The 22,964-nt window shown below is 31.2% G+C and carries 19 protein-coding genes; all 19 read left to right on the plus strand.

Features of this window, described 5'->3' with window-relative positions; all coding sequences use genetic code 11:
- A complete protein-coding gene (locus tag MST30_RS11430; RefSeq protein ID WP_243471543.1) occupies window positions 1-1,647 on the plus strand; it encodes a tetratricopeptide repeat-containing sensor histidine kinase in 1,647 nt (548 codons plus the stop codon).
- Window positions 1,644-2,315 (plus strand): DNA-binding response regulator, encoded by a 672-nt coding sequence (locus tag MST30_RS11435; RefSeq protein WP_243471544.1) that lies wholly within the window; start codon window positions 1,644-1,646, stop codon window positions 2,313-2,315. Before MST30_RS11430 ends, MST30_RS11435 begins: the two co-directional genes overlap by 4 nt.
- A gap of 260 nt (window positions 2,316-2,575) precedes the next feature.
- Window positions 2,576-3,268: a hypothetical protein gene (locus MST30_RS11440; protein WP_243471545.1), complete on the plus strand. Its 693-nt coding sequence runs from the start codon at window positions 2,576-2,578 to the stop codon at window positions 3,266-3,268.
- A 139-nt stretch (window positions 3,269-3,407) separates the two neighbouring features.
- Complete coding sequence (locus MST30_RS11445; protein WP_243471546.1) at window positions 3,408-3,896, plus strand: hypothetical protein; 489 nt, start codon at window positions 3,408-3,410, stop codon at window positions 3,894-3,896.
- A gap of 34 nt (window positions 3,897-3,930) precedes the next feature.
- Entirely contained in the window at window positions 3,931-5,166 is a 1,236-nt protein-coding gene (locus tag MST30_RS11450) for a DUF4407 domain-containing protein (RefSeq protein WP_243471547.1), read from the plus strand.
- A gap of 1 nt (window position 5,167) precedes the next feature.
- Window positions 5,168-6,121, plus strand: a complete 954-nt coding sequence (locus MST30_RS11455) for a DUF4407 domain-containing protein (RefSeq protein WP_243471548.1) — start codon at window positions 5,168-5,170, stop codon at window positions 6,119-6,121.
- Window positions 6,108-7,952 carry a hypothetical protein gene (locus tag MST30_RS11460; RefSeq protein WP_243471549.1) on the plus strand — a complete coding sequence of 615 codons (1,845 nt, stop codon included), beginning with the start codon at window positions 6,108-6,110 and terminating at the stop codon, window positions 7,950-7,952. Before MST30_RS11455 ends, MST30_RS11460 begins: the two co-directional genes overlap by 14 nt.
- A 7-nt stretch (window positions 7,953-7,959) precedes the next feature.
- Entirely contained in the window at window positions 7,960-8,424 is a 465-nt protein-coding gene (locus tag MST30_RS11465; RefSeq protein ID WP_243471550.1) for a hypothetical protein, read from the plus strand.
- Complete coding sequence (locus MST30_RS11470; RefSeq protein ID WP_243471551.1) at window positions 8,402-9,325, plus strand: DUF6759 domain-containing protein; 924 nt, start codon at window positions 8,402-8,404, stop codon at window positions 9,323-9,325. The genes MST30_RS11465 and MST30_RS11470 overlap by 23 nt, the downstream gene beginning before the upstream one ends.
- 1 nt (window position 9,326) lies before the next feature.
- Window positions 9,327-9,824 carry a thermonuclease family protein gene (locus MST30_RS11475; RefSeq protein WP_243471552.1) on the plus strand — a complete coding sequence of 166 codons (498 nt, stop codon included), beginning with the start codon at window positions 9,327-9,329 and terminating at the stop codon, window positions 9,822-9,824.
- Complete coding sequence (locus tag MST30_RS11480) at window positions 9,821-10,198, plus strand: hypothetical protein (RefSeq protein ID WP_243471553.1); 378 nt, start codon at window positions 9,821-9,823, stop codon at window positions 10,196-10,198. The genes MST30_RS11475 and MST30_RS11480 overlap by 4 nt, the downstream gene beginning before the upstream one ends.
- Window positions 10,199-10,388: 190 nt before the next feature.
- Window positions 10,389-12,077: a UvrD-helicase domain-containing protein gene (locus MST30_RS11485; protein WP_243471554.1), complete on the plus strand. Its 1,689-nt coding sequence runs from the start codon at window positions 10,389-10,391 to the stop codon at window positions 12,075-12,077.
- A gap of 24 nt (window positions 12,078-12,101) precedes the next feature.
- The gene (locus tag MST30_RS11490; RefSeq protein ID WP_243471555.1) at window positions 12,102-13,694 is read left to right on the plus strand and encodes a type I restriction-modification system subunit M; all 1,593 of its coding nucleotides are present in this window, start codon (window positions 12,102-12,104) and stop codon (window positions 13,692-13,694) included.
- Window positions 13,691-14,890, plus strand: a complete 1,200-nt coding sequence (locus tag MST30_RS11495; RefSeq protein ID WP_243471556.1) for a restriction endonuclease subunit S — start codon at window positions 13,691-13,693, stop codon at window positions 14,888-14,890. The genes MST30_RS11490 and MST30_RS11495 overlap by 4 nt, the downstream gene beginning before the upstream one ends.
- 59 nt (window positions 14,891-14,949) lie before the next feature.
- Window positions 14,950-15,150: a hypothetical protein gene (locus MST30_RS11500; protein ID WP_243471557.1), complete on the plus strand. Its 201-nt coding sequence runs from the start codon at window positions 14,950-14,952 to the stop codon at window positions 15,148-15,150.
- A gap of 48 nt (window positions 15,151-15,198) precedes the next feature.
- The gene (locus MST30_RS11505; RefSeq protein WP_243471558.1) at window positions 15,199-17,103 is read left to right on the plus strand and encodes a DUF262 domain-containing protein; all 1,905 of its coding nucleotides are present in this window, start codon (window positions 15,199-15,201) and stop codon (window positions 17,101-17,103) included.
- The gene (locus MST30_RS11510; protein ID WP_243471559.1) at window positions 17,096-19,534 is read left to right on the plus strand and encodes a DUF262 domain-containing protein; all 2,439 of its coding nucleotides are present in this window, start codon (window positions 17,096-17,098) and stop codon (window positions 19,532-19,534) included. The genes MST30_RS11505 and MST30_RS11510 overlap by 8 nt, the downstream gene beginning before the upstream one ends.
- A complete protein-coding gene (locus MST30_RS11515) occupies window positions 19,531-22,740 on the plus strand; it encodes a type I restriction endonuclease subunit R (RefSeq protein WP_243471560.1) in 3,210 nt (1,069 codons plus the stop codon). The genes MST30_RS11510 and MST30_RS11515 overlap by 4 nt, the downstream gene beginning before the upstream one ends.
- Before the next feature lie 82 nt (window positions 22,741-22,822).
- Window positions 22,823-22,963, plus strand: a complete 141-nt coding sequence (locus MST30_RS11520) for a hypothetical protein (RefSeq protein WP_243471561.1) — start codon at window positions 22,823-22,825, stop codon at window positions 22,961-22,963.
- Window position 22,964 lies beyond the last annotated feature (1 nt).

Raw genomic sequence — 22,964 nt, forward strand, 5'->3', positions numbered from 1 at the left:
ATGAAACAGTCTAACCAATCATTCCTCTTTTTTTTATTTTTCTGTGCAACTTTTTGCTTTGCGCAGAAAAGTCAGGATAGTTTATCCTATTACAGTACAATTGCACTGCATCCAAAAGAATCGATAGATTTAATAAATGCTTCAAAATATTTCAATAGACGATTAGAAACTTCAACAAGTACTAAAGATTTTCATACCCAATTAAACAGTCTCTATTACATTTCGAGTATCAATTACAAAATTGGATCTTATGGTGAAGCTGAAAAGGCTGCTGTAGAAGCTATTAAAATTTTAGATGAAAATCCAGAGATTAATAACGAGGTAGCCTACAGAAGAAGTTTTTATAACTTATTAGGAGTTGTATATGCCGATCAACATAATTATTCAAAATCGGTAGAGCTTTATGAGCGAGTGCTAGAAGTTGCGAGTAATACCAGAGACAGTGCTATAGTTTATAACAATATTGCTAATGTTTATAAACGAAATGATTTAATTGAAGCATCTCACAAAGCCTCAATGGAGGCGTTTCAATTAACACCAAAAATACAAGATACTTTAACCGTTGCTTTAGTCTTAAATAATCTAGGATATATAAAAACCCAACTGCAAGACTATAATTTGGGTCGGTCATTAATGTTTAAAGCATTAAATCTTAGGAATCAAGCACAAGACTCAACATCCCAGTACAGTAGTTATTCAAACCTTGCTAAATATTATATGGCAACAGATAGTGTAGATAAAGCAAAGTTTTATGCAAATAAGGCATTAGACTTTGCTAATCGTCTTAATTCTGCTTCCTACAAACAAAATGCTTTAGGCTTATTGGTGGAACTAAGCCCAGATGATTATGCCAAAGCCTATAAAGTTTTAAATGATAGTCTAATATCGGAAGACAAAGCAAGGTCAAACAAATTTGCCTTAATGCGTTATGATTATTCCGAATTTGAAAGAAAAGCTTTAGAAAGTGAATTAATGCACCAACGCCAACAATCTCGTACTATAATTGTTTCATTAGTGGCTATAGGTATAACCATAATTTCAGTTTTAGGATTCTTAATTACGAGAGCAAGACACAGAAGAGAGAAATTGCAGCAACTTGTAGAAACTGAGTCTAGGATATCTAAACAGGTACATGATGAAGTGGCGAATAATGTCTTTCAGGTTATGACAAAATTTGAAAGTGAAACCTATGAGCATAGTGTTTTGGCAGATGAACTACATCAGTTATATCATAAAGCCAGAGATATTTCTAATCAGCATAGTTTGGTAGATACTAAGAATTCGTTTTTAGATAATCTAGAAAGCTTATTTGAAAGTTATGAGTCTGACGATACAAATATTGTTGTAAAGGGACTAGCAGATGTAAAATGGAGTAACTATTCAGACATAAAAAAGAATACAATTTATAAAGTATTACAAGAGCTGTTGATTAATATGAAGAAGCATAGTAAAGCGTCTTTAGTATTGATACTGTTCGAAAATGATGAGAAAAAATTAAGAATAAATTACTCAGATAATGGTGAAGGGGCTAACCTTATAAAGCATACAGGATTACATAATACGGAAAACCGTATTCAATCTATTGGAGGGACTATTACTTTTGATACACAACCAGAAAAAGGGTTTAAAGTAAAAATTGTGATATGATGAAGTTTAAGAGGGTTCTTATTAATGACGACCACGATGCTATTGTGGAGAGTGTGGCTCAGGTTTTAAAGTTTAATGGGATAACTGTAATAGATAAAACACAATATTGTGATGAGGCCTACTTACAGCTAAAAAAAGCTGAATTAGAAGGAAATTCATATGATTTATTAATAACGGATTTGTCCTTTAAAGGAGATCATAGAAGCGTAAAACTTAGGTCTGGTGAAGATTTAATAGAAAAGGTGCGTGCTGAGAGTTCTGAGATTCCAATAATCGTGTATTCTATGAAAGATCAGCTTCAAAAAGTAAGAGGTTTAGTAAAGAAACAAGGTATTAATGGCTATGTGTGCAAAGATCGTAATGGTTCCAAAGAATTGAACGAAGCTATAAAAGCGGTTTTAACTGGGGATTTGTTTTTGTCACCACAGGTGAGTAAGGCACTACAGCCAAAATCTAAAATGGAAATAGACGATTTTGACATTCAATTGATCAATCTGCTTTCAAAAGGATTATCGCAAGAAGATATAAGTGATGACTTAAAGTCTAAAAGTATTTCACCAAACAGTATAAGTACAATTGAAAAACGGCTCAACAAATTAAAGATTCAATTTAGAGCCAATAATACCATACATTTAGTAGCTATTACAAAAGATTTGGGACTAATTTAGTCATCTTACGGTTAACCGTAAATCAGTGTATAACCTCTCTCATATCTTTGAAAGGATTTTAATTAGTATTGTTGTTAATATTAATTCTTACGGGAATAAAAGGCGTGTAAATTTTACACGTCTTTTTTTGTGTTTTATATCTGTGTTTACGGTTAACCGTATTAAAAAAATAGTCATAGACTTTAAGTTTGGAGTTATTAATTCCAACTAAATATTTAAACATGAAAAAAGTAATACTAATTACATTATTAAGCCTACTAATGATTCCTTCAAATATATTGGCTCAGGATAAAGGAGATGTGGCTTTAGGAATAGCAGGTGGATTACTTGCTATAGGATCAGGCATAGCGGCTGTAGAGCAAATGAAAGAAAGTGCAGAACTAACAGCTACGCAATGGGTATTGTCAAATTTGCCTGAAAAAACTAGTTTCTCACTTAAAACGTTAGATTTTGATGGGAAGAAGCTAAAAGATATGTCTTCAGTTTCAGTTATTTCGTTTAAAATACAAGAATTTACTCCAGGTGACAAACCTGAACTTAACGGTAAAAAAGAGGTACTCTTAGCCTTTACGAGTCAAGGTTGGATAAATGAATATGGAATCAATTTTGATAAAATAAAATGGTTCCTGATCGATGCGGACGAATGGATGAACATGATGGTAGCATACGTAAAAGTGGCTTCTGATGAAAAAGATGAAGCTTCATTGGAGAAGACGTTAGAAGAAGGACGTGTAGTAAATAAAGGTGTGAAAATAAAAAGTAAACTAACTATACCCTTTTATAAATTGGAAGGAGACATGTATGTAGTTACTGATTATTCTGAAGATATGAAGCTGTTATACAATGAAAGGTCTTTAGGGATCTTTCTTAAGGATACAAAAGACTTAGTACAAATGGGAAGAGGAGATTTAATCAAGATTCACGAATTTTTCTTTGATGAAGAGGATGATTAGCTATTAGGCCTTATATCAATCTGAAAACGTTTTTATTTAAGGGCGTTTTTTCATTTACGGAAAACCGTAAAGATTATTTAAATAATTGATTTAGTTTCGGTTATGTTTTTTTGTACATTTATACATCAACCAAAAAAAAATGATTAAAAGAATTAAACATTTCTTTTATTGTCGTTTAGAAAATCACCAAATTCTTGGATTAAAGAATAATGATAATCAGCTCTACTCGGTGATTATTGATTATAAAAATTGTTTTAAACTGTATATAAATGATGTTGTTGTTACTAAAAAAAGATTCCATTTAGTTAGCACTTATCAAAATTCAGATGTTATAAAAATAAAATTAGTTGGTTTATTCAATAATGTAACTCAACATCTAAAAGTTAACATTAATAGTTTATTGGTAGATATAAAAACCATTGAAAATTCAGATAAGAAACTCCTTAATAATTTTCCATTTAAGAAATGGAAGACTAATGAAGTAGTAAATAATATCACATCTATAGAAGCAAAGGAAAACTACAGCCTAGATTCAAAAAACCACCAACTACTAAAATCTGTTAAAACAAATTTAATTGAAATAAACAAAGACTATAATCTAACCAAAATAATCAATCAACATGAATAAATTAGTTTATCAACCTCCAAAACCTTCTAGAATAATGAGATGGTTTTGGAAAGCAGCAGGTGGTGATGCTTACATTCTTAGTAAATCAACATATAGTGATCAAATAAAATATTTCTGTTTAGGCGGAATTGTCATTGCTACAGCAATCATGGCAGGTATGTCTGGTGGATATGCATTTTATACAATATTTAAACCTAAGGCGTCTGATGTTACAGAGTTATGGGAAATGAGTGGTGGTGAAAGTGCAATTAACACCTTGTCTGGTTATACTGAGACTACGGATTTAGGAACTACAATTACAGCAATTTTATTTGGGCTTATTTGGGGTTTGATTATTTATAATATCGATAGATTTATTATAACAAGTACTGGAAAAGGTGATGGTACTGAAGCGATTACATGGGGTGAGCTTAAAAATGCCTTACCAAGAATTATTATGGGTTGTATTATTGCGATATCGATATCTAAACCTTTAGAAATAAGAATTTTGAAAGGAGAAATTGATGCTAAACTACAAGTTAAACAAGAATTGCTAAAAGAAGATGCTATTAAGAATATTGAAGATAAATATACAAATAGAATAATAGAGAAAAACTCAAAGATTGCAGAATATCAAAGCGAAATTGATAAATCTGAACAAGCATATACTGAAGCTGTTAAGGCATTTAATGAAGAGTTGGCAGAGAAGCCTAATGGAAGCTCATCTGGGTATGGTCCTGATGCTAAGAGAAAAGAAATAATTATGGAAGATCGTAAAAGCGATAGAGATGCAATGAGGGCAAAAATGGATCCATTGATTTCAGATTTAAATAAAGAAATTAAAGATTATATTAAAGATAAAAATGAGGAAATTGATCGAATAGACACAACGTTATCAGGGCTTGATGGTTTAGCAGAAAGAATTACTATAGCTGAAGAGGAGTACCCTACTGTTTCTTGGTTTTTAACCTTATTGTTTTTAGCAATCGAGTTGACTCCTATTTTTTTTAAGTTAATGCTTATAAAGTCTCCATATGATTATATGTCTGATCACTATAAAGCATTGGAGTTAGCGAATAATGGAGTCTATGTAGAAGAGGATTACTATGAGGATAAAAATGGTGTGCAGCGAGAATTGGTAAGGTTTTTAGAAGCAGAAAAGAAAATTCAAGAGAAAAAAGAATTTCATGATGCACAAATGAGGATAACTAAATATGCAATCGAGAAGTTTGAGGAGAACGAAAAACAGAAAATAGATTCTAATCCAGAGGATTTTATTAAATATAGTTAGGTTGGCAAATAGGCATTTAGAAAATAATAAAACTTTATGGTGGTTTGCAGGAGAAGATCCTTATATACTTTCTTTTTGTTCTAAAAAGACAAAAAAGAAATTAGCTCTAAATGGTTTGGTTGTAATTATTATTATGACAATTTCTGCTATAAGTATTTCTTTTGGTATTTATGAAATATTAGAGTCATATTATATTGGGTTGATAGTGGGGATTTATTCTGCCATTTTGATAATGTTTTTGTACATATTTATATTATATACATTAACAAAAGATGTTATTCCTCCTAAAGTCAAATCAAAGTATGCATCTTATTCTTCTCGAGCCTTAAGAATTGGATTTTTGGTTTTTCTAGGAGTTTTAGTTTCTCAACCGATAGAATATGAATTATTCTCAAATATTGTAAACGAAGAGTTAACCGAATATATAGCAACAGAAATAGAGAATAGAAATAATAAATTGAACAAAGAATATGCTTTAAAGTTGAATGAGTTAAGATCTTTAAATATTGATGAAAGTACTTTGCAAACTGAAATATTAAGATTTAATAAAGAAAAAGAACTAAGACTGCATAATTTCATTGATTATCAAACTTCAAGAAATTTCTTTGTTCAGAAGTTAATTATAATGGATAGTAGTCCTAAAACCCGATTTATTTGGGTTTTTTCCTTAGTTTTTGTTATCATATTCATATTTCCAGTCTATCAAAAAGTTTATATAGATAAGTCAACTAATTATTATTTCTATAAAGAGAAAGTTCAGAGAAAGTTGATTTCGGATCATTATCAAAAGTTTGTTGTTACATACGATGAGATTTTACGACAGGATTATTCTCAATTTGGATTAAAGTGGAAGTCTGACTACAAAGATCCTCCTTTTAATTCAGTTCCAATTGAAGATATTACCTATAACAGTGATAAAGAATTTAATGAATGGTTATTAGGTGAAAGTCATTGAGGTTAAAATAAATATTGAAGATTTCAACTATGTTGAAGGCGAGTTAGAGATACAACTTGATGGTCAAAGTCTTTCGGAGAGCAAACATCAAGAGCTATATTCTATTGATACTATTTTAGCGGCCAAATTCATTGTTAGCGAAAAGTATATTGCTCCAAATGTCCCAAAAGGTATTTCTAAAAGGCGATTATTTAAATTAAAACTCCCATTTTCTTTAAACACAATTGTAGATACAAGTAACGATACTAGAGGATTTAAAGTAAATTTTGATGAAGTTATTGTCGATGACAGGTATGTGGATGAGGAAAGCAACCTAAAGGTAAATAGATATAATACAGTAAAAGATGGCAATAGAATATTTTCAACAATAAGGGTTAATGCATACGGATTAAAGAAAAATCAAAGACAAGAAATAGAGCGTATTACGAAGTATGAACTGTTTCCTGAAGTAAGTGGTCCTGGTCAGATAAAAATTGAACCAAATAAAGATTACTATGATATAGGTGAGAAAGTGAAAATTACCGCAATTCCAGACTCTAATGCAAAGTTTTTGGGTTGGGATAAAGATTTTAAGTTAAATGCTAATAATAAAGTTGAGATTGAGGTAACAAAAGACTATGAATTTGTTGCAAATTTTTATGCTCCAGAGCACTTTGTTAGTAATACAACAGCCATTGGTAATTTTATTAATGATATTTCTTCAAAAAAGACATGGGGAAATATTCTCTCACCAGAAAAAAAAATCCCAAGTTACAAATCAAGTTACTCAGATGAAATTAAGGAAGATAAAGATTATGGTTATGGATGTTTTTCTGCAATAGGAGAAACGATCGCAACTTTTTTTATGGTAATCGGTTATTTGATATATGGGTTATTAATAGTATTCTTAATTGCAGGTCTTTTCAAGGTATTTGGTGTTGGTTTGTTATATTTTGTTCTGTTGTTTGCGGTATTATGGGGCTTAAATTTTTTGATCAAACAATTTCAACTATTAAGGGTACTGCGTTCAATATTTAATCTAGTAATATTATTTATTCTGGCATTTGGATTATTTAACTTAATTACTAATCTAGATTTTTCAGTAAATGAGTCTTCGATAACTGAGACTAAACCAAAAACAGTTGAGCTTGATAAGGAAAATTATTCGAAAGATTATGTACATAACATTAATTGGGAAGATTTAAAAGGGCATAGATACAAAGCCCAACTTAGGGTGAATAGTGATTTTGTTAATTCAGCAACAAAATTAAAAAAGACGCTTCCGAATATTACATCTGAAGAAGGCTATAATAGCACTCTTACAAAGCTCTACAATGAATCTAAAGAAGGTTTGTATCATGTAGTAAAAGTATTAGATTCAATTAAAATTAATAATAATATATCGACTAATGATTTTCCTCAAACGGTTGTAAGTATGGTTCAGAGTATACCATATTATGCAATTTTAGATTCAAGTTGTAGTCCCTATGATTATAGAGATGAATCAATTAGGGATTTATTAATGAATAACCCTTGTCAAGGGTATGTGAGATTTGGAATCAAATCACCTTCTGAGTTTTTAAAGGATCTTAAAGGTGATTGTGATTCGCGAACACTATTCATTTATGCTGTTTTGAAGTATTTCAATTATGATGTAGCTATTTTTGGTAGTAATGTTTATAAACACTCAGTATTAGGAATAACATCGAAAAGTAGTTCTAATGATTGGGTGTACAAAGAATATAACGGTAAAAAATATTATTTGTGGGAGACAACATCTAAAAGATTTAAAATGGGTGAATTACCTCAAGACATTAGTGATAGTAGATTTTGGGATTTAAATATAAATTAGTTAAAAAATGGATAATCAAAAATTTTATGTGATTGGTATTGTTGTATTACTTTTTTATTTAATAACAGTTTTAATATTAAATAGAGTAATACTATATAAGGGTATAAAAGCTAAGGAAATTGAGGATTCAGAAATCATAAAAAAAATACCTTATTTGATTTCTGTAAACTTAAGTATAGTAATTTCATATTTCTTTCTATTCGATTCATTAATGGATGCCTTGACATATCAATTTAAAGATGGTTTTGAGGTTTCTGGTTTATTTAGTTGGGCTACATTAATCTTAATTATTGGTGTAGTCATAATCTGTGTTGGTTACCTATTAACTCTAGGAGTGACAAAACTAGGAATGAAAATCGTAAACCCTATCATGTTTTCTATCATATGGTTTGGTACTAATACAATTTTAATTATGCTCTTTAACTTTATATATATTCAAATAACAAAAAATGATGCGTTTACAATTTATTAGTACAGTATTATGTTTATTGTTGTTTACATATTCATGTAAAAATGAAAATGGTTTAAGCAATTTTGACACAGAAGAATTATTAAAAAAGGAACAAGACTCTGTAGAAAAACTATTAAGTGTTTCTAGGGTTTTAATAGAAAAAGGAGAATACAATTCTGCAAAGAATAATTTAACGATTATAGTTAACAATTTTGGTACATATCAAGAGGTGATTGAAGCAAATCAATTACTTGAAAATCTCAATTTAAAACTTTTGGTCAAGCAGATTAATAAGACAAAAGATATCGATTCTATCAAGATATGGATAAAAAATATTGTAGATCCCGATATTAAGAATTTAGCAGAAGATAAGATTAGGGAAATTATAGTGACTTCAGAGGATGTTGATCAGTTGGAGGATTATTTGAGCTCTAATGGTTTTAAAGCACATCAAGATTTAGCAAATAACCGATTAAATCAACTAAAAGAAGAAAATAAAGAGAAAGCTTACAAAAATGCTATTGCGGCAAATGATTCGAAAACATGGAAACGCTTTCTCGAAGAATATCCTAATCATCCAAACAGAAAACAAATTGAAGATAAAATTATAGTATTAGAAGTTAATGAAATTTTTGATGGTGAATATGGTGAAATACCATCTTCGCAATTGGTAGGGAATAAAAACTTCAAAGAATCTAATATTGAAATTAAAAATGATACACGTTACACTTTAACTTTACGTTATAGTGGTCCTGAAATAAGGAAGGTTGATATTAGTCCAACAGGATCTGTTAAATTAAAACTTAAAAGTGGTGAGTATAGAGTGACAGCTTCAGTAAGTGCTGCAGGAGTTCGGAATTTTGCAGGAAAGGAAAATTTGAATGGTGAATACACATCCACTTATTACATTACATCTGAATAGTATGAGTAGAGTATTAAAACTATCCTTATTCTTGTTTTTGAGCATTCACTTTCAAAATAGTCTTATTGCTCAAAACTATGTTGCCGGCAAAGTCGTAGCCATAACAGACGGTGACACATTTAAACTTTTAACTCAAGACTCTACACTAATAAGGGTAAGAGTAGCTAATATTGACTGTCCAGAACGCAAACAACCATTTTCAAAAAGGGCAAAACAATTCACGTCAGATGCTATCTTTGAAAAGCAAGTTGAATTAAAAGTGATTAAAAAAGATCGTTATGGAAGGTCTATTGCCTATGTGTATTATGGTGGTAAAAATTTAAGTGAAGAATTACTCAAAGCCGGTTTAGCTTGGCATTTTGTGAAATACTCTGATGATGAGACTTTGCAGCCATTAGAAGATAAAGCTAAAAAAGATAAAATAGGTCTTTGGGTAGATCCAAAAGCAATAGCTCCGTGGGAATGGAGAAGTTCCAAAAAGAAAAAGAAAAAAGAATGAAAACTATAAGAGCAATTTGCGTCATTCTATTTTTGGCTTCTTCCTTTTCTGTATTAAGCCAAACGGTTTATACCACAAAATCGGGCGAAAAATACCACAAAGAGAATTGTCGTTATCTAAAATATTCTAAAAAGGCAATTAGTTTAGATAGAGCAAAACAGTTGGGTTATACTGCGTGCAAGGTCTGTAAGCCTACAGCAGCAAATATCAAATCAAAGAAAACTACAAATGGGAATTCGTTATCGGGTTCTAATAAATCTGATACTTCAAAACCCAAGAAAACAGAAGCGACTCAATGTACTGGAAAGACTAAGTCTGGTAAACGCTGTAAACGTAAAACTAAAAATGCTAATGGTCGTTGTTATCAGCATTAACAGTTTTATTACGGTTTTCCATAAGGTAAATTTTTCAAAACCTTTTACATTTATTTTTTAAGAATTAGTCTTTAACGGACTAGGTGAATAAGTCATTTTTTTTACCTTTAAAGTCCCCTATAAACTTATTCTTAGTTGTGCCCAAATTTATTTGGGTTTTGCCTTTCGTTACTACTATCAATCAATAATTATGACACCAACTAAAGAACAAGAAACTATTTACAATTTTGTAAAGTATGAGTCTAACCATGGAATAATTGATGCTGTTGCAGGATCAGGTAAAACAACTACTATAATTGAAAGTGCTTCTTTTATAGAAGCTGATAACAGCATTCTTTTTTGTGCGTTTAATAAAAGTATTAGAGATGAAATAAAAAGACGTTTTGATGACAAAGGCATGTCAAACATTACAGTTAAAAACCTTCATCAACTAGGTTATGATATTTTGAAGTCTAATTACGAGGGAAAATTCAATTTTGAACCCACAAAGTATAAAAAAATCATATCTAAATTAATGGAAGGTGATTTAAAGCCTTACTTAAAAAGATACTTAATTCTTCATAAAGTAAAACTGGTACCAGAAAATAGTTATGAAGAGAGCCTAATTTACAATAATACCAAAATCTTTAAAGATAAGTTAGAGGATATTTGCAATAAATATAGACTTACAATTACGCAAAATAATATAGATAAATTCAGAGAACTTCTTTTTCATTATAATATTATTAGTGTTAATAGAATTGATGAAAAAATAATTGATAAAGAAGTTCAGCTTTTGTTTGATGCCAATTCAGAAGTATTAAAAGTTGGTAATAGGCTGGCTGATGAACAAAGACTTATTGATTTTAGCGATATGCTCTACTTACCGTATGAATTTAAATTAAACCCTATTGGTAAATATGACATACTGTTTGTAGATGAATGTCAAGATTTATCTAAATCTCAAATTGCTGTTGCATTCAAATATGTAAAAAAAAATGGAAGAGTTTTAGCTGTTGGAGATCCAAATCAATCTATCTATGGATTTACAGGTGCAGATATTAATTCGTTTACTAACATTACAAAAACATTGAAGAATAATATTAGTCTCACATTATCAAAGTGTTTCAGATGTCCAGAGATTGTTATTGATATGGCTAAGCATTTTAGAGAAGACATTGAAGCCTTTGAGCCAAAATTTGGGTTAATAGAAAAAATAGATTTTGAAGACGTAATTGATAAGGTTAAGAAAGGGGATTTGGTTATTAGTAGGACTAAAGCACCGCTTTCTATTTTATTGTTTTTGTTACTTGAAAAAAATATTGAAGTTAGTGTGCATGAAGATGATGTAAAAGATCTAATTAATGAATTGAGGTTTCTTTTTTCAAATGAAGAGTTAAATAAGAGAAACATTTTTAGAGATGACTATGGCTTTTTCGATAAGGTGTTTGAGAGAAATATGTATTTCGCAAAAAAAGATGCCAAGAAAATTAAAAATACATCTGAAAGAGAAGAGTTTTTAGAAGAGCAAGAAGATTTTATTAATAGAAAAATAGACTTTATAAAAAAACAAGTTTCAATTAGAACAAATGCACCAACGCTTAAAGAGGTTATTTCACAGATTGAAAAGTTAATTACAGGAAGTAAAAACGCTGTAAAGTTATCCACAATACATAGAGCTAAAGGCTTAGAGAATGAAACCGTATTCATTTTAGATTACAATAAGTTGCCATTGAAAAAAGATAATCAAATGGATTGGGAATTAATCCAAGAAAAAAATTTAAAATATGTTGCGCTTACTAGAACAAAAAAGAACTTATATCTTGTCAACGCTATTAAAGAAGAAGGCGATATAGAAAGAGAAAGCCTATTTGATACGCTAGGAGATGATTTATTCTAATTAAAGATTATAACATATTTTTTTATGACCCAACAAAACATAAAACAATTAGAAACCGAACTTTGGGACGCAGCAGACGACCTAAGAGCCAATTCTAAACTTACTGCTGCCGAGTATAAAGATCCATTATTAGGTTTGGTATTACTGCGTTTTGCACAAAACCGTTATGAAGATGCCAAAATGGAAGTGCAAAACAACCTTCCTATTAATCCGCGTACAGGAGAGAAACGAGAAGCCAATAAAGAAGATTACACAGCTGCTGGTGCCATTATGTTACCAGAAAAAGCCAAATACGATTATCTAGCCAACTTACCAGAAAGCGAAGACATTGCTCAAGCTATTAATAATGCCATGAAGCTTATTGAGGCCGAATACCCAGACCTAGAAGGTATTTTGCCAAAAAGCTATCAAGAGTTTGATGACAAGCTGTTACGCGATTTAGTACGTGTGTTTAATAAAGACGCGGTGAAGAATGCTAAAGGCGATGTGTTTGGACGCATTTACGAGTTTTTCTTAATGAAATTCTCTATGCAAGGTGCAGGTGCGCAAGAAGGTGGCGAATTTTTTACACCACCATCATTAGTTAACCTTATTGTTAACTTTATACAACCTAATCACGGTATTGTACACGATCCTGCTTGTGGCTCTGGTGGTATGTTTGTGCAAACCGCACATTTTATAAAAGACCACGATAACAAAAGCGTTAACGAAGCCATTACTGTGTATGGTACAGAGCTAAAAAGCAACAATACGCGTTTAGCAAAAATGAACCTCGCCATTCACGGTATAGAAGGCAAGATTATAGAAAGTAACAGCTTTTATAGCAATCCGCATAACCTAACAGGTAAGTGCGACTTCGTCATGGCAAATCCGCCATTTAATGTCGATAAAATTGATGCGAAGAATAAATTTCTGGCAGATGATGAACGTTTACCTTTTGGCGCACCACTAACAGGAAAAGGCACTATAAGCAATGGTAACTATTTATGGATGCAGTACTTCCATAGTTATTTAAACGAAACTGGTAGAGCAGGTTTTGTTATGGCAAGTAGTGCGACCGATGCTGGTAATGCCGAAAAACTAATACGCCAAAAACTGATAGAAACAGGCGATGTAGAATGTATTGTAGCCATAAGCAACAACTTTTTTTACACACGTAGTTTACCGTGCCACGTATGGTTTTTTAATAAGGGAAAAAATGCTGAAAACAAAGACAAGGTACTGATGATAGATGCCCGAAATACCTTTAGAAAAGTAAGCACCACTATTAACGATTTTAGCGACGACCAACTAGAAGGTTTAACAGCTATTATGAATGCTTTTAGAACTAATAATCTTGAAGCTGTCAGTTCGAGCGCAGTCGAGAACGCTTGGTTAGCAGAACACTTCCCAAAAGGCACATACCAAGACGTAGAAGGCCTATGCAAAATAGCCACACTAGACGAGATTAAAGAGCAAGACTACAGCCTTACACCAGGACGCTACGTAGGTGTAAAGATTGATATAGATATGGATTTTGACTATAAAGGCAGAATGCAAGCCATACATGCCGAACTAGCCCAACTAAACACCGAAGCCAATACCTTAATGCAACAAATACAAAGCGTAAAGTTATGATGGAAGAATGGAAAGAGGTGAAATTAGGTGAATTACTTAAAATCAAATATGGCAAAGATCATAAAAAATTGGATGAAGGTAATGTGCCTCTTATGGGGACAGGTGGATTAATGCGATATGTTAATGACTATTTGTATGACGAAGAATCAATATTAATTCCAAGAAAGGGAACTTTATCAAGTTTGTTTTTTATGGATAAACCTTTCTGGACTGTTGATACTATGTTTTGGTCGAAAGTAAATAAGAAATTAGTTAACCCTAAATATCTATACTTTTATTTAAAGACAATAAATTTAGCATCTTATAATGTTGGCTCTACAATTCCGAGTTTGACGACTAACTTACTTAATAATTTAAAAATTACTATATATCAATCAAAAGAAACCCAACGCAAAATAGCCAGTATCTTATCAGCCTATGATGATTTAATAGAAAACAACCTAAAGCGTATAAAACTATTAGAAGAACAAGCACAACTCACCTATGAAGAGTGGTTTGTACGCTTTAAATTTCCTGGTCACGAAACTGTAAAGTTTGATGAAGAGACTGGGTTGCCTGAAGGTTGGGAGAAGGTTAAGTTGGTAGAATGTGCTAATTTAATAATGGGACAAAGCCCAAAATCTGAATTTTACAACAATGAAGAAAAAGGTTTGCCTTTTCATCAAGGAGTAAAAGATTATGGATTTCGATTTCCAACTAATTCTTCATGGTCAACTCAAGGGAATAGAATAGCAAAAGAGAATTCTATATTATTTAGTGTAAGAGCACCAGTAGGAAGATTGAATGTTGCGCTTGAAGAAATTATTATTGGTCGTGGATTGGCTGCAATAAATCATAAAAAAGGGTGGAATAGTCTTTTGTTGTATCAGCTACAAAACATTTTTTATGAAGATAATTTAATGGGTGGTGGAGCTATTTATAATTCTGTTACGAAAAAAGATGTGCAAGACATTGAAATTATTAGTGCTACAAAAGATATACATATAAAATATAATGACTTTTCATCTAATGTAGATAAGCAGATTAAAAACCTAACCAAACAAAACCTACACCTAAAAGAAGCACGCGATATTTTGTTGCCACGCTTAATGAGTGGGATGATAGATGTAGAGAAGCTTGATGTTGGAAGCTTGAAGTATGAAGTTAATGATAGTTTGGGTATGGTGGCAGAGGAAACAAGTGATTTTAAAAAATAATTTTAAAAAAATGAACTTTTTCTTTTTTCTGACATATTTATAATAAAGAACAAATTATTATGAATACTAAAATTGAAGAAAGAATAATCTTTTTAGAAAAAGAAGTCAAGAAATTACGAGAAATGTTAAGAGTAATAAACCGTGAGATTTTATACAATAACTTGGTTGTTGGTGATATAGGTCAATTTCAAATTAACTATATATGTATGAGTGGAAGGAATAAATTGGAAGAGATTAAGAGTTTAAAGGAACTATTGTAAAAAAAACAGAAAATTTAAAAGAACGTAACCACTAGACCAGCTTTAAATATGAATAATGAAATAACTTTATTTTCAATAAGCGATTTGCTTGAGCGTAATTTTTTTATACCTGCTTATCAAAGAGGGTATCGATGGAATAAACAACAAGTAGAAGACCTTTTAGATGATATTTTTACATTTTCTGTTAAACAGAATAAGGAAGATGAAGAGTTTTATTGTCTGCAACCTGTTGTTGTAAAAAAATATACCAAAGAAGATTTGGAAAATGAAACTTGGGAGGTTGTAGATGGACAACAACGTTTAACCACATTGCGAATTTTGTTCTTGTATTTAATCAGAGAACATTTAAATGGTAAGCCTCTTAAGAATGAATACGGAAAAGAATTGTACACAATAGCTTACCAAACCAGAAATGAGATTACAGCTTTTTTAGATGATATTCCATTGTACAACAAAGACAATATAGATTATTATCATATCTCAAAAGCATACGAATATGTAAGTAATTGGTTTGATAAACAAGAAAAAGTGCGATCTGTAAGAGAGGCCATTTTAAATACTTTGGTTCATGATTATAGAGACAAAACTAACTTTAATGGTGTTGTGCAGGTTATTTGGTATCAAATCAATCAAGATGAAAATGCCATAGATACCTTTATTCGTATTAACCTTGGTAAAATCTCATTAACAAATTCAGAGCTCATCAAAGCCTTATTTTTACAAGAGCGCTTTTTTGGTGTAAATAAAGATGAGAATGACAATGAAATTGCAAAGCTCAAACAATTAGAAATTGCAAATGATTGGGACAGAATTGAAAACACATTACAGGATGACGATTTTTGGTGGTTTTTAAACGAAGCCGAAAATAAAATGCCTGCGCGTATAGAGTTTATTTTCAACCTTATTTGCGAGATAGAAAAAAAAGAGAATCCAGAATTAAAAAGAGACATTGGGACTGATAGGTATGCCACCTTTAGACTTTTTTATAAAAAATTGGAAAATGTTTCAGATTTTGAGTCTTTAAGTGAGACTTGGAAATTAGTTAAAGATTATTTCTTCACATTTCAGGAATGGTATAATAACCCTGTGCTTTATCATTATATTGGGTTTTTAATTGCATCTGGTGAATCTATAGTGAATATAAAATTATTTACAGAAAAGGATTCTGAGACGTCAAAAATTATCAAAACCAAAGATGAGATAGAAGCGTCATTAAAAAAGAGAATTAAAAAACAGTTTAAAAATCTAAGATGGGAAACACCAGAAGGACAAGAGCCTTTTCTAAATTTAGCGTTTAGTAATAAAGATAAAAAAACTATACGAGAAGTACTATTACTGTTTAATCTGCAATACATCATTCAACAAAGTAAATCTAAAGTTGTTTTAACAAAATTTCCATTTAAAGCTTTTAAAGAAGTCCTAAACGAGAATGGAGAAAAAACAAGTTGGGATGTAGAACATATAGATTCATTTAACACGAATGCTATAAATAATGAAAAAACAAAAGTAGAGTGGCTTGAAACTGCTTTAATAGATATTGATATTGAAGATAAAATCCTTAAAAATGATATAGACTCTTTTATAGAAAACCCAAAATCAGGAATTGGTTTTGACGAGATTTACAGTAAGATTGTAGCCATTGCTGGGGAGTCAGAAAATGATGAAGAGGCTAAAAATGGAATTGGTAATCTTACCTTATTAGATGCAGGTACAAATAGAGGATATGGCAATGCACTTTTTCCAACTAAAAGAAGAAAAATAATAGAAAAAGACGCTTTGGGTGTTTTTATTCCAATTTGTACAAAGAATTTATTTTTAAAATATTTTGATAAAAAAGGAACTTCTAGAACCAAATGGACATCTGATGATATTACAAATTACAGAAAGGTGATTGAAGAAACTTTAAAAGAATTTTTGCCATCAAAACCTATAAAAGTAACCGCAGATGAATAAGTACAATTTACTAAACGTGTTATCTGAAACTATAGTTATTAAAACTTTAGAAAAGGAGAAAGAATACACTTTTGATGGTATTCAAATACCAATGATTCAGCGTGATTATGCACATGGTAGAGAAAGTGCAAGTGAAATAAGAAAACGTTTCTTGGACTCAATTTTCAATGCTATCGAAAATGGTAATTCACTTGAGCTTGATTTTATTTATGGGTCTATTAAACAATTAGACAATAAAGATTACTTTATTCCTCTAGATGGTCAGCAACGTTTAACAACCTTGTTTTTGCTGTATTGGTATATAGGAAACAAAGAGCTAGATTCAATTCAAAAGTTAAAGCTTAATGATAATCTTGTAAACTTTACTTATGCAACAAGAGCAACTGCTCGCGATTTTTGTAAGAAATTATGTGAGATAGATATAGGTTTAGAAACTATACCGAGAAAGGAAATAGAAAACGCAGCTTGGTTTTACGATATTTACAGGAAAGATCCAACGGTTAAATCAATGTTGGTAATGCTAGATGCCATTCATGATAAATATCAATTAAGCAAAGGCAACTTATTTTCTAATTTATCAAACTTAACTTTTTACATACTTCCCTTAGATGGCTTTGAGCTTTCCGATGAATTGTATATAAAAATGAATGCAAGGGGAAAGCAATTAACAGATTTTGAAAATTTTAAGGCAGATCTAATAAATTGGCTTAAGGATGATAAAAATCCAAGTCGTGATGTTTTTCAAGAAACAGTTATGCATCATGATCAAAAAATGCCCTACTATTTGGCTTATGCAACTAAATTAGACACTGATTGGACAACGGTTTTTTGGGAATTATGTGTTAAAGATATAAGTGAACAAGAAAATGAGAATGATGAAGATAAAAAGGCTGTTGTAGATCCATATTTTACAAGATTTTGGAATCGCTATTTGCTAAATGCATTTATTGTAAAGAATAGGGAATCCTCTGACAATATTGAAAAGTCTGACTTTTTCAGTAAGTTCTATGGTAAGGAAGGTAAGGATGAATTAGTGTCCTATGAGAGTTTTGATCTACACAGTTCGATATTCAAGAAAGAAAATGTAATAAAAGAATCAGAAAAAGTATTAGACGCACTTTCTCAATATTACAATACTGTCGTCAATGAAATAAAACCTTCATGGAGTAAAGAGGATGATTGGAACTTGTTTGATAAAGATATCAATCAGCGACAACGAATTTTATATTACGCGATTTCAAAATATCTAGAACAAAATCTCTTCGAAATAGATAAATTCAGGAATTGGATTCGGGTAGTTTGGAATATTATTATTGACCCAGATATTAGAAGTATTGGAGCGATGATTAATGCTATGAAGTTGATTGATCAATTATCAGTGGGCTCTAAAAACATATATAAATATCTGACCGAGGATGCTGTTTTGAGTACAATTAATAAATCTAACTTTAAATCTCAACTAGAGGAAGAAAGATTAAAGGCAAAATTAATAGTGTCAGATTTTAATTGGGAGAAGCCAATCATTGAAGCAGAAAGTCATGCCATGTATATGGGAAATATTGGGTTTTTACTGGATGAAAATATTTCTATTCCAAAATTTAAATCCAAATTTGAGATTGCAAAAACTCTATTCAATAGCAAAGGATCTAATAATGAGTTTTTTAAAGAATACCTTATTATGCGTTCAGTCTTAAGCAAGATTGAGAATTGGTCCACATTACAAGGATTAGATTTTGCAGATTCACATTTTAATTGGCAATTCTTGTTAAGAAAAAAGGAATGGATAGGTAAAATTATTGATGGTTTTTGTGGTTTTGAAACTATAGATGAACTTCGATGCCATATGGAGGAATTAGTAAGTTTGGAGTCTAAGATAGAAAGTTGGGATGATGAAGATCAGGCTGTATTAAGAGCTAGAAATGCACATAAAAGCTTCTATACTAATGGCAAGTTTCATAGTTGGTTACAGGAACATAAGGCGATAAATTCAAAATGGTGGAATTACCACTTCTATATACATAGGCCTAGAAGCCATAATGATTGGGTTATGGTAGATGTAAAAAGAAATGAATTAGTTACAAGATTAATTAGAGATTATGATTTTGTTACCGATCAATATTGTAATGACACAAATTATTTTTACGGTTTTAGAATTAATTTGAAGAGAGATTTTAAAGATTTTTGCATAGAAATGAACCTTGATGTTAATGGAGATTTAAATTTGGGTTTTTCAAATTTCAGTAAAGATTTCATCATGGAATTTGATGTTATTGAAGAAGATATTGAAAATAACATTGCGTATATAAAGGTATATGATTACGATGAAATTATTACTGATACCGATGTTGTAAACTTTATGTCTATAATGGATAATGAAGTATTTTCTGAAACAAATAAAGAAAGTATTTTTTATAAACTAAAAAACTTATGAGCTACGAATACTCAGAAGACGGTTTAATAGAGCAAGCCACACAAGATGTATTAGAAGAATTAGGGTGGACTGTAGTGACTGCTTGGAAAAAAGAATCTTTCGGTACAGAAGGGTTGTTAGGTAGAGAAGATAAAACCGAGGTGGTTTTAGAGCGTTATCTATTGAAAGCATTACAAAAACTCAATCCTAACCATCCAGATGTAGCCTATGAGCAAGCAATAGAGTTAATTACCCAAAACGTAGCAGACCAAACCTTAGGGAGAATCAACAAAGAAAAAACCGACTATCTTAAAAATGGTGTACCAGTAAGTTATACCAATACTAAAGGCGAATTGGTAAAAACCAAGCTAAAGGTGTTTGATTTTAAAAACTACGAAAACAATCACTTTTTAGCCGTTAGACAGTTGGAGGTTTTAGGCGAGATGTATTTGCGAAGACCAGATGTAGTGGGTTTTGTAAATGGTATCCCGTTGGTGTTTTTTGAGCTAAAGGCGCATCATCAAGATCTACGTCATGCATATGCTGATAACCTCAAAGATTACAAAAATTCCATACAACACATTTTTCACAATAATGCCTTTATCATCTTAAGCAATGGAACTGATGCTAAAGTAGGTACGATAACTAGCCCTTACAAATTCTTTTTAGAATGGAAACGTATAGAAGAGGAAGAAGAAGGCGAAGTAAGTTTAGATACTATGCTACGTGGTACGTGCGCCAAACATCGTTTGATGGATATTTTTGAAAACTTTCTCTTGTTTGACGATTCGCAAGGTGATGTTATTAAATTAATGGCAAAAAACCACCAATACATTGGTGTCAATAAAGTTATAGACAATGTTGATAATATAGAAGATCTAGAAGGAAAGCTTGGTGTGTTTTGGCACACACAAGGGTCTGGTAAATCCTATTCTATGGTGTTTTTATGCGAAAAAATTCATCGTAAACTTGGTGGTTCTTATACCTTTTTAATAGCTGTTGATAGAACCGAATTAGAAAATCAGTTGTATGATACATTTTCTGGTGTTGGTGTTGTAAACGACAAAAATATAATAGCAGGAAAGAAAAAAGGTATGACAGGTCGTGAGCATTTGCGAGAGTTATTAGCCGAAAATCATCGTTATGTATTTACGCTTATTCATAAATTTTCGATAGACCCAAAAGTAGAAAGCGAATATCCACTTATTACAGAGCGTAAAAACATTATCGTCATCAGTGACGAAGCCCATCGTACACAGTCAGGTACTTATGCAAGAAACATGCGTTTTCATGGTTTACCAAATGCATCCTATTTAGGCTTTACAGGAACACCAATTATAAAAGAGGAAGAAGAGCTAACCAAAAACATTTTTGGTGAATATGTGTCTATTTATGATTTTAAACGCGCGATAGAGGATGAAGCAACGCTTCCACTACGTTACTTAAATAGAGGTGAAAAGCTAGATGTTACTAATCCAGAATTGGATGAACGTATGGCTGAGGTGTTTGAAAATGAAGATTTAGATGACGATCAAAAAAAGAAACTAGAATATCTTTTTAGTAGAGATTATCCAATTTTAACAGCACAACCAAGATTAGAAGCTATTGCAAAAGATTTGGTTTGGCACTTTAACGAACGTGGTTATCAAGGTAAAGCCATGTATGTGGCTTTAGATAAACCTACTGCGGTAAAGATGTACGATTTGGTACAGCAATATTGGCTAGAATACCTTAAAGATCTACAACAGCGTATAGATAACGCAACCGACCAACAAGAAGAACAGGAGTTAAAACGAAAATATCATAAGGTAAAGGAAACCGAAGTATGTGTGGTAGTAAGCGGTGAACAGAATGAAGTGGATAAGTTTAAAAAAATGAATTTAGACATTGAAACACACCGCAGAAAAATGGTTGAGCGTAATCTTGAAAAAGAATTTAAGGATGAAGACAATCCGATCCGTTTAGCTATTGTTTGTGCCATGTGGATTACAGGTTTTGATGCGCCATGTGTGTCTACAGTATATCTAGATAAACCTATTAAAGGACATACTTTAATGCAAACCATAGCAAGAGCCAATCGTGTGTATGATGATGAAAAAGAAAATGGTTTAATTGTAGATTATGGTAATGTGTATAAACAATTAGAAAAAGCCTATTCTATTTATGGAGAAGGTAGTAAAGGTTCAGGTAATACAAATAAGCCAGGAAAACCAGTAGAACCATTAGAAGATGTTGAGGTCGAATTAAAACAAGCTATTAAAGATGTAAAGGCATACTTGAAAGAACTTAATTTTTCTATACAAGAGTTAAAGGATGCAAAACCTATGTCTAAAATTGCTAAAATAAAACAAGCAACCGATGCTGTATGTCTTAACGAAACCACAAGAACTACTTTTGAGACTATGGCGCGTAATGTATTTAGAAAATACAAAGCACTATTTCCTTCAGATAAATTAAAGAAGCATGTTAAAGATTTTAATGCAATCGAAGCTATTTATACAGCTCTTAATCAAAATGTAAAAGGAGCAGATGTAACACAAATTATAATGGATCTTCAGGCAATTGTAAGCGATAGTGTTGCTATTAGAGATATAGTCAAGGAGCATGAAGAAGAAGTTTATGTAGATTTATCTACATTAGATTTTGATAAATTAAGAGCGGCTTTTGCCAAGACACCACGAAAGAACACTTTAGTGTTTAATTTACAGGATGCGATTGAGCAACGTTTAGAGCAAATGATGAAAGAAAATCCGTTACGGATAGAATTTTACGATAGATATAAAAAAATCATAGAAGAATATAACAAAGGAAAAAGTCTTGAAGATACCATGAAGACTTTTGATAACTTAAGTAACTTCATAAAAGACCTTTCTTTTGAAGAGCAACGTGTGGTAAGAGAAAACTTAAAAGATCAAGAAACCTTAGCTGTTTTTGATCTGCTAAAAGAGGGTAAAGAATTATCAAGTAAAGAAATTAAAGACGTAAAAAAGGTAGCTGCTAAAACCTTAGAAACATTAAAATCCGAGAAACTTAAAATTGATAATTGGAGAGAAAGTAGACAAATTAAAGCACAAGTTAAAAGCTTAATTTATGATAACTTACTGTACTTACCACAAGAACAGTATTCTGATGAAGAAGTAGGAATAAAAACAGCTAATGTGTATCAACACATATTTACAAACTATTATGGTAATAGTCAAAGTGTGTATAACCAAAAGGTGAGTTAAAAATTATAAAACGTCAATATCTAGAAATGCAAAAAATAAGTCTATTAGGTTTGTAATATTATTAATTAAAATCATAGAAAAAATGAGCAAAACTAAAATGACTACAAGTGCAGCAGCAAGAATTACAAGTGCAACAGCCAAAGCAGGAACAGGATCGGTTTCTAAAGGTTCTTTTGCGGCAAGAGCCACAAGCGCAGCAGCAAGAAATTCAAAATCTAAATAAA

It is taken from the genome of Winogradskyella sp. MH6 (assembly GCF_022810765.1).
Taxonomy (GTDB): Bacteria; Bacteroidota; Bacteroidia; order Flavobacteriales; family Flavobacteriaceae; genus Winogradskyella.

Excerpts from the sequence above, each read along its gene's own strand:
- MST30_RS11495 (WP_243471556.1), top strand. The coding sequence starts at position 13,691 with ATGATGGAAGAATGGAAAGAGGTGAAATTAGGTGAATTACTTAAAATC.
- MST30_RS11500 (WP_243471557.1), top strand. The coding sequence starts at position 14,950 with ATGAATACTAAAATTGAAGAAAGAATAATCTTTTTAGAAAAAGAAGTC.
- MST30_RS11435 (WP_243471544.1), top strand. The coding sequence starts at position 1,644 with ATGATGAAGTTTAAGAGGGTTCTTATTAATGACGACCACGATGCTATT.
- MST30_RS11515 (WP_243471560.1), top strand. The coding sequence starts at position 19,531 with ATGAGCTACGAATACTCAGAAGACGGTTTAATAGAGCAAGCCACACAA.
- MST30_RS11485 (WP_243471554.1), top strand. The coding sequence starts at position 10,389 with ATGACACCAACTAAAGAACAAGAAACTATTTACAATTTTGTAAAGTAT.
- MST30_RS11470 (WP_243471551.1), top strand. The coding sequence starts at position 8,402 with ATGATGCGTTTACAATTTATTAGTACAGTATTATGTTTATTGTTGTTT.
- MST30_RS11445 (WP_243471546.1), top strand. The coding sequence starts at position 3,408 with ATGATTAAAAGAATTAAACATTTCTTTTATTGTCGTTTAGAAAATCAC.
- MST30_RS11475 (WP_243471552.1), top strand. The coding sequence starts at position 9,327 with ATGAGTAGAGTATTAAAACTATCCTTATTCTTGTTTTTGAGCATTCAC.
- MST30_RS11505 (WP_243471558.1), top strand. The coding sequence starts at position 15,199 with ATGAATAATGAAATAACTTTATTTTCAATAAGCGATTTGCTTGAGCGT.
- MST30_RS11490 (WP_243471555.1), top strand. The coding sequence starts at position 12,102 with ATGACCCAACAAAACATAAAACAATTAGAAACCGAACTTTGGGACGCA.
- MST30_RS11465 (WP_243471550.1), top strand. The coding sequence starts at position 7,960 with ATGGATAATCAAAAATTTTATGTGATTGGTATTGTTGTATTACTTTTT.
- MST30_RS11510 (WP_243471559.1), top strand. The coding sequence starts at position 17,096 with ATGAATAAGTACAATTTACTAAACGTGTTATCTGAAACTATAGTTATT.
- MST30_RS11450 (WP_243471547.1), top strand. The coding sequence starts at position 3,931 with ATGAGATGGTTTTGGAAAGCAGCAGGTGGTGATGCTTACATTCTTAGT.
- MST30_RS11440 (WP_243471545.1), top strand. The coding sequence starts at position 2,576 with ATGATTCCTTCAAATATATTGGCTCAGGATAAAGGAGATGTGGCTTTA.
- MST30_RS11430 (WP_243471543.1), top strand. The coding sequence starts at position 1 with ATGAAACAGTCTAACCAATCATTCCTCTTTTTTTTATTTTTCTGTGCA.
- MST30_RS11480 (WP_243471553.1), top strand. The coding sequence starts at position 9,821 with ATGAAAACTATAAGAGCAATTTGCGTCATTCTATTTTTGGCTTCTTCC.
- MST30_RS11520 (WP_243471561.1), top strand. The coding sequence starts at position 22,823 with ATGAGCAAAACTAAAATGACTACAAGTGCAGCAGCAAGAATTACAAGT.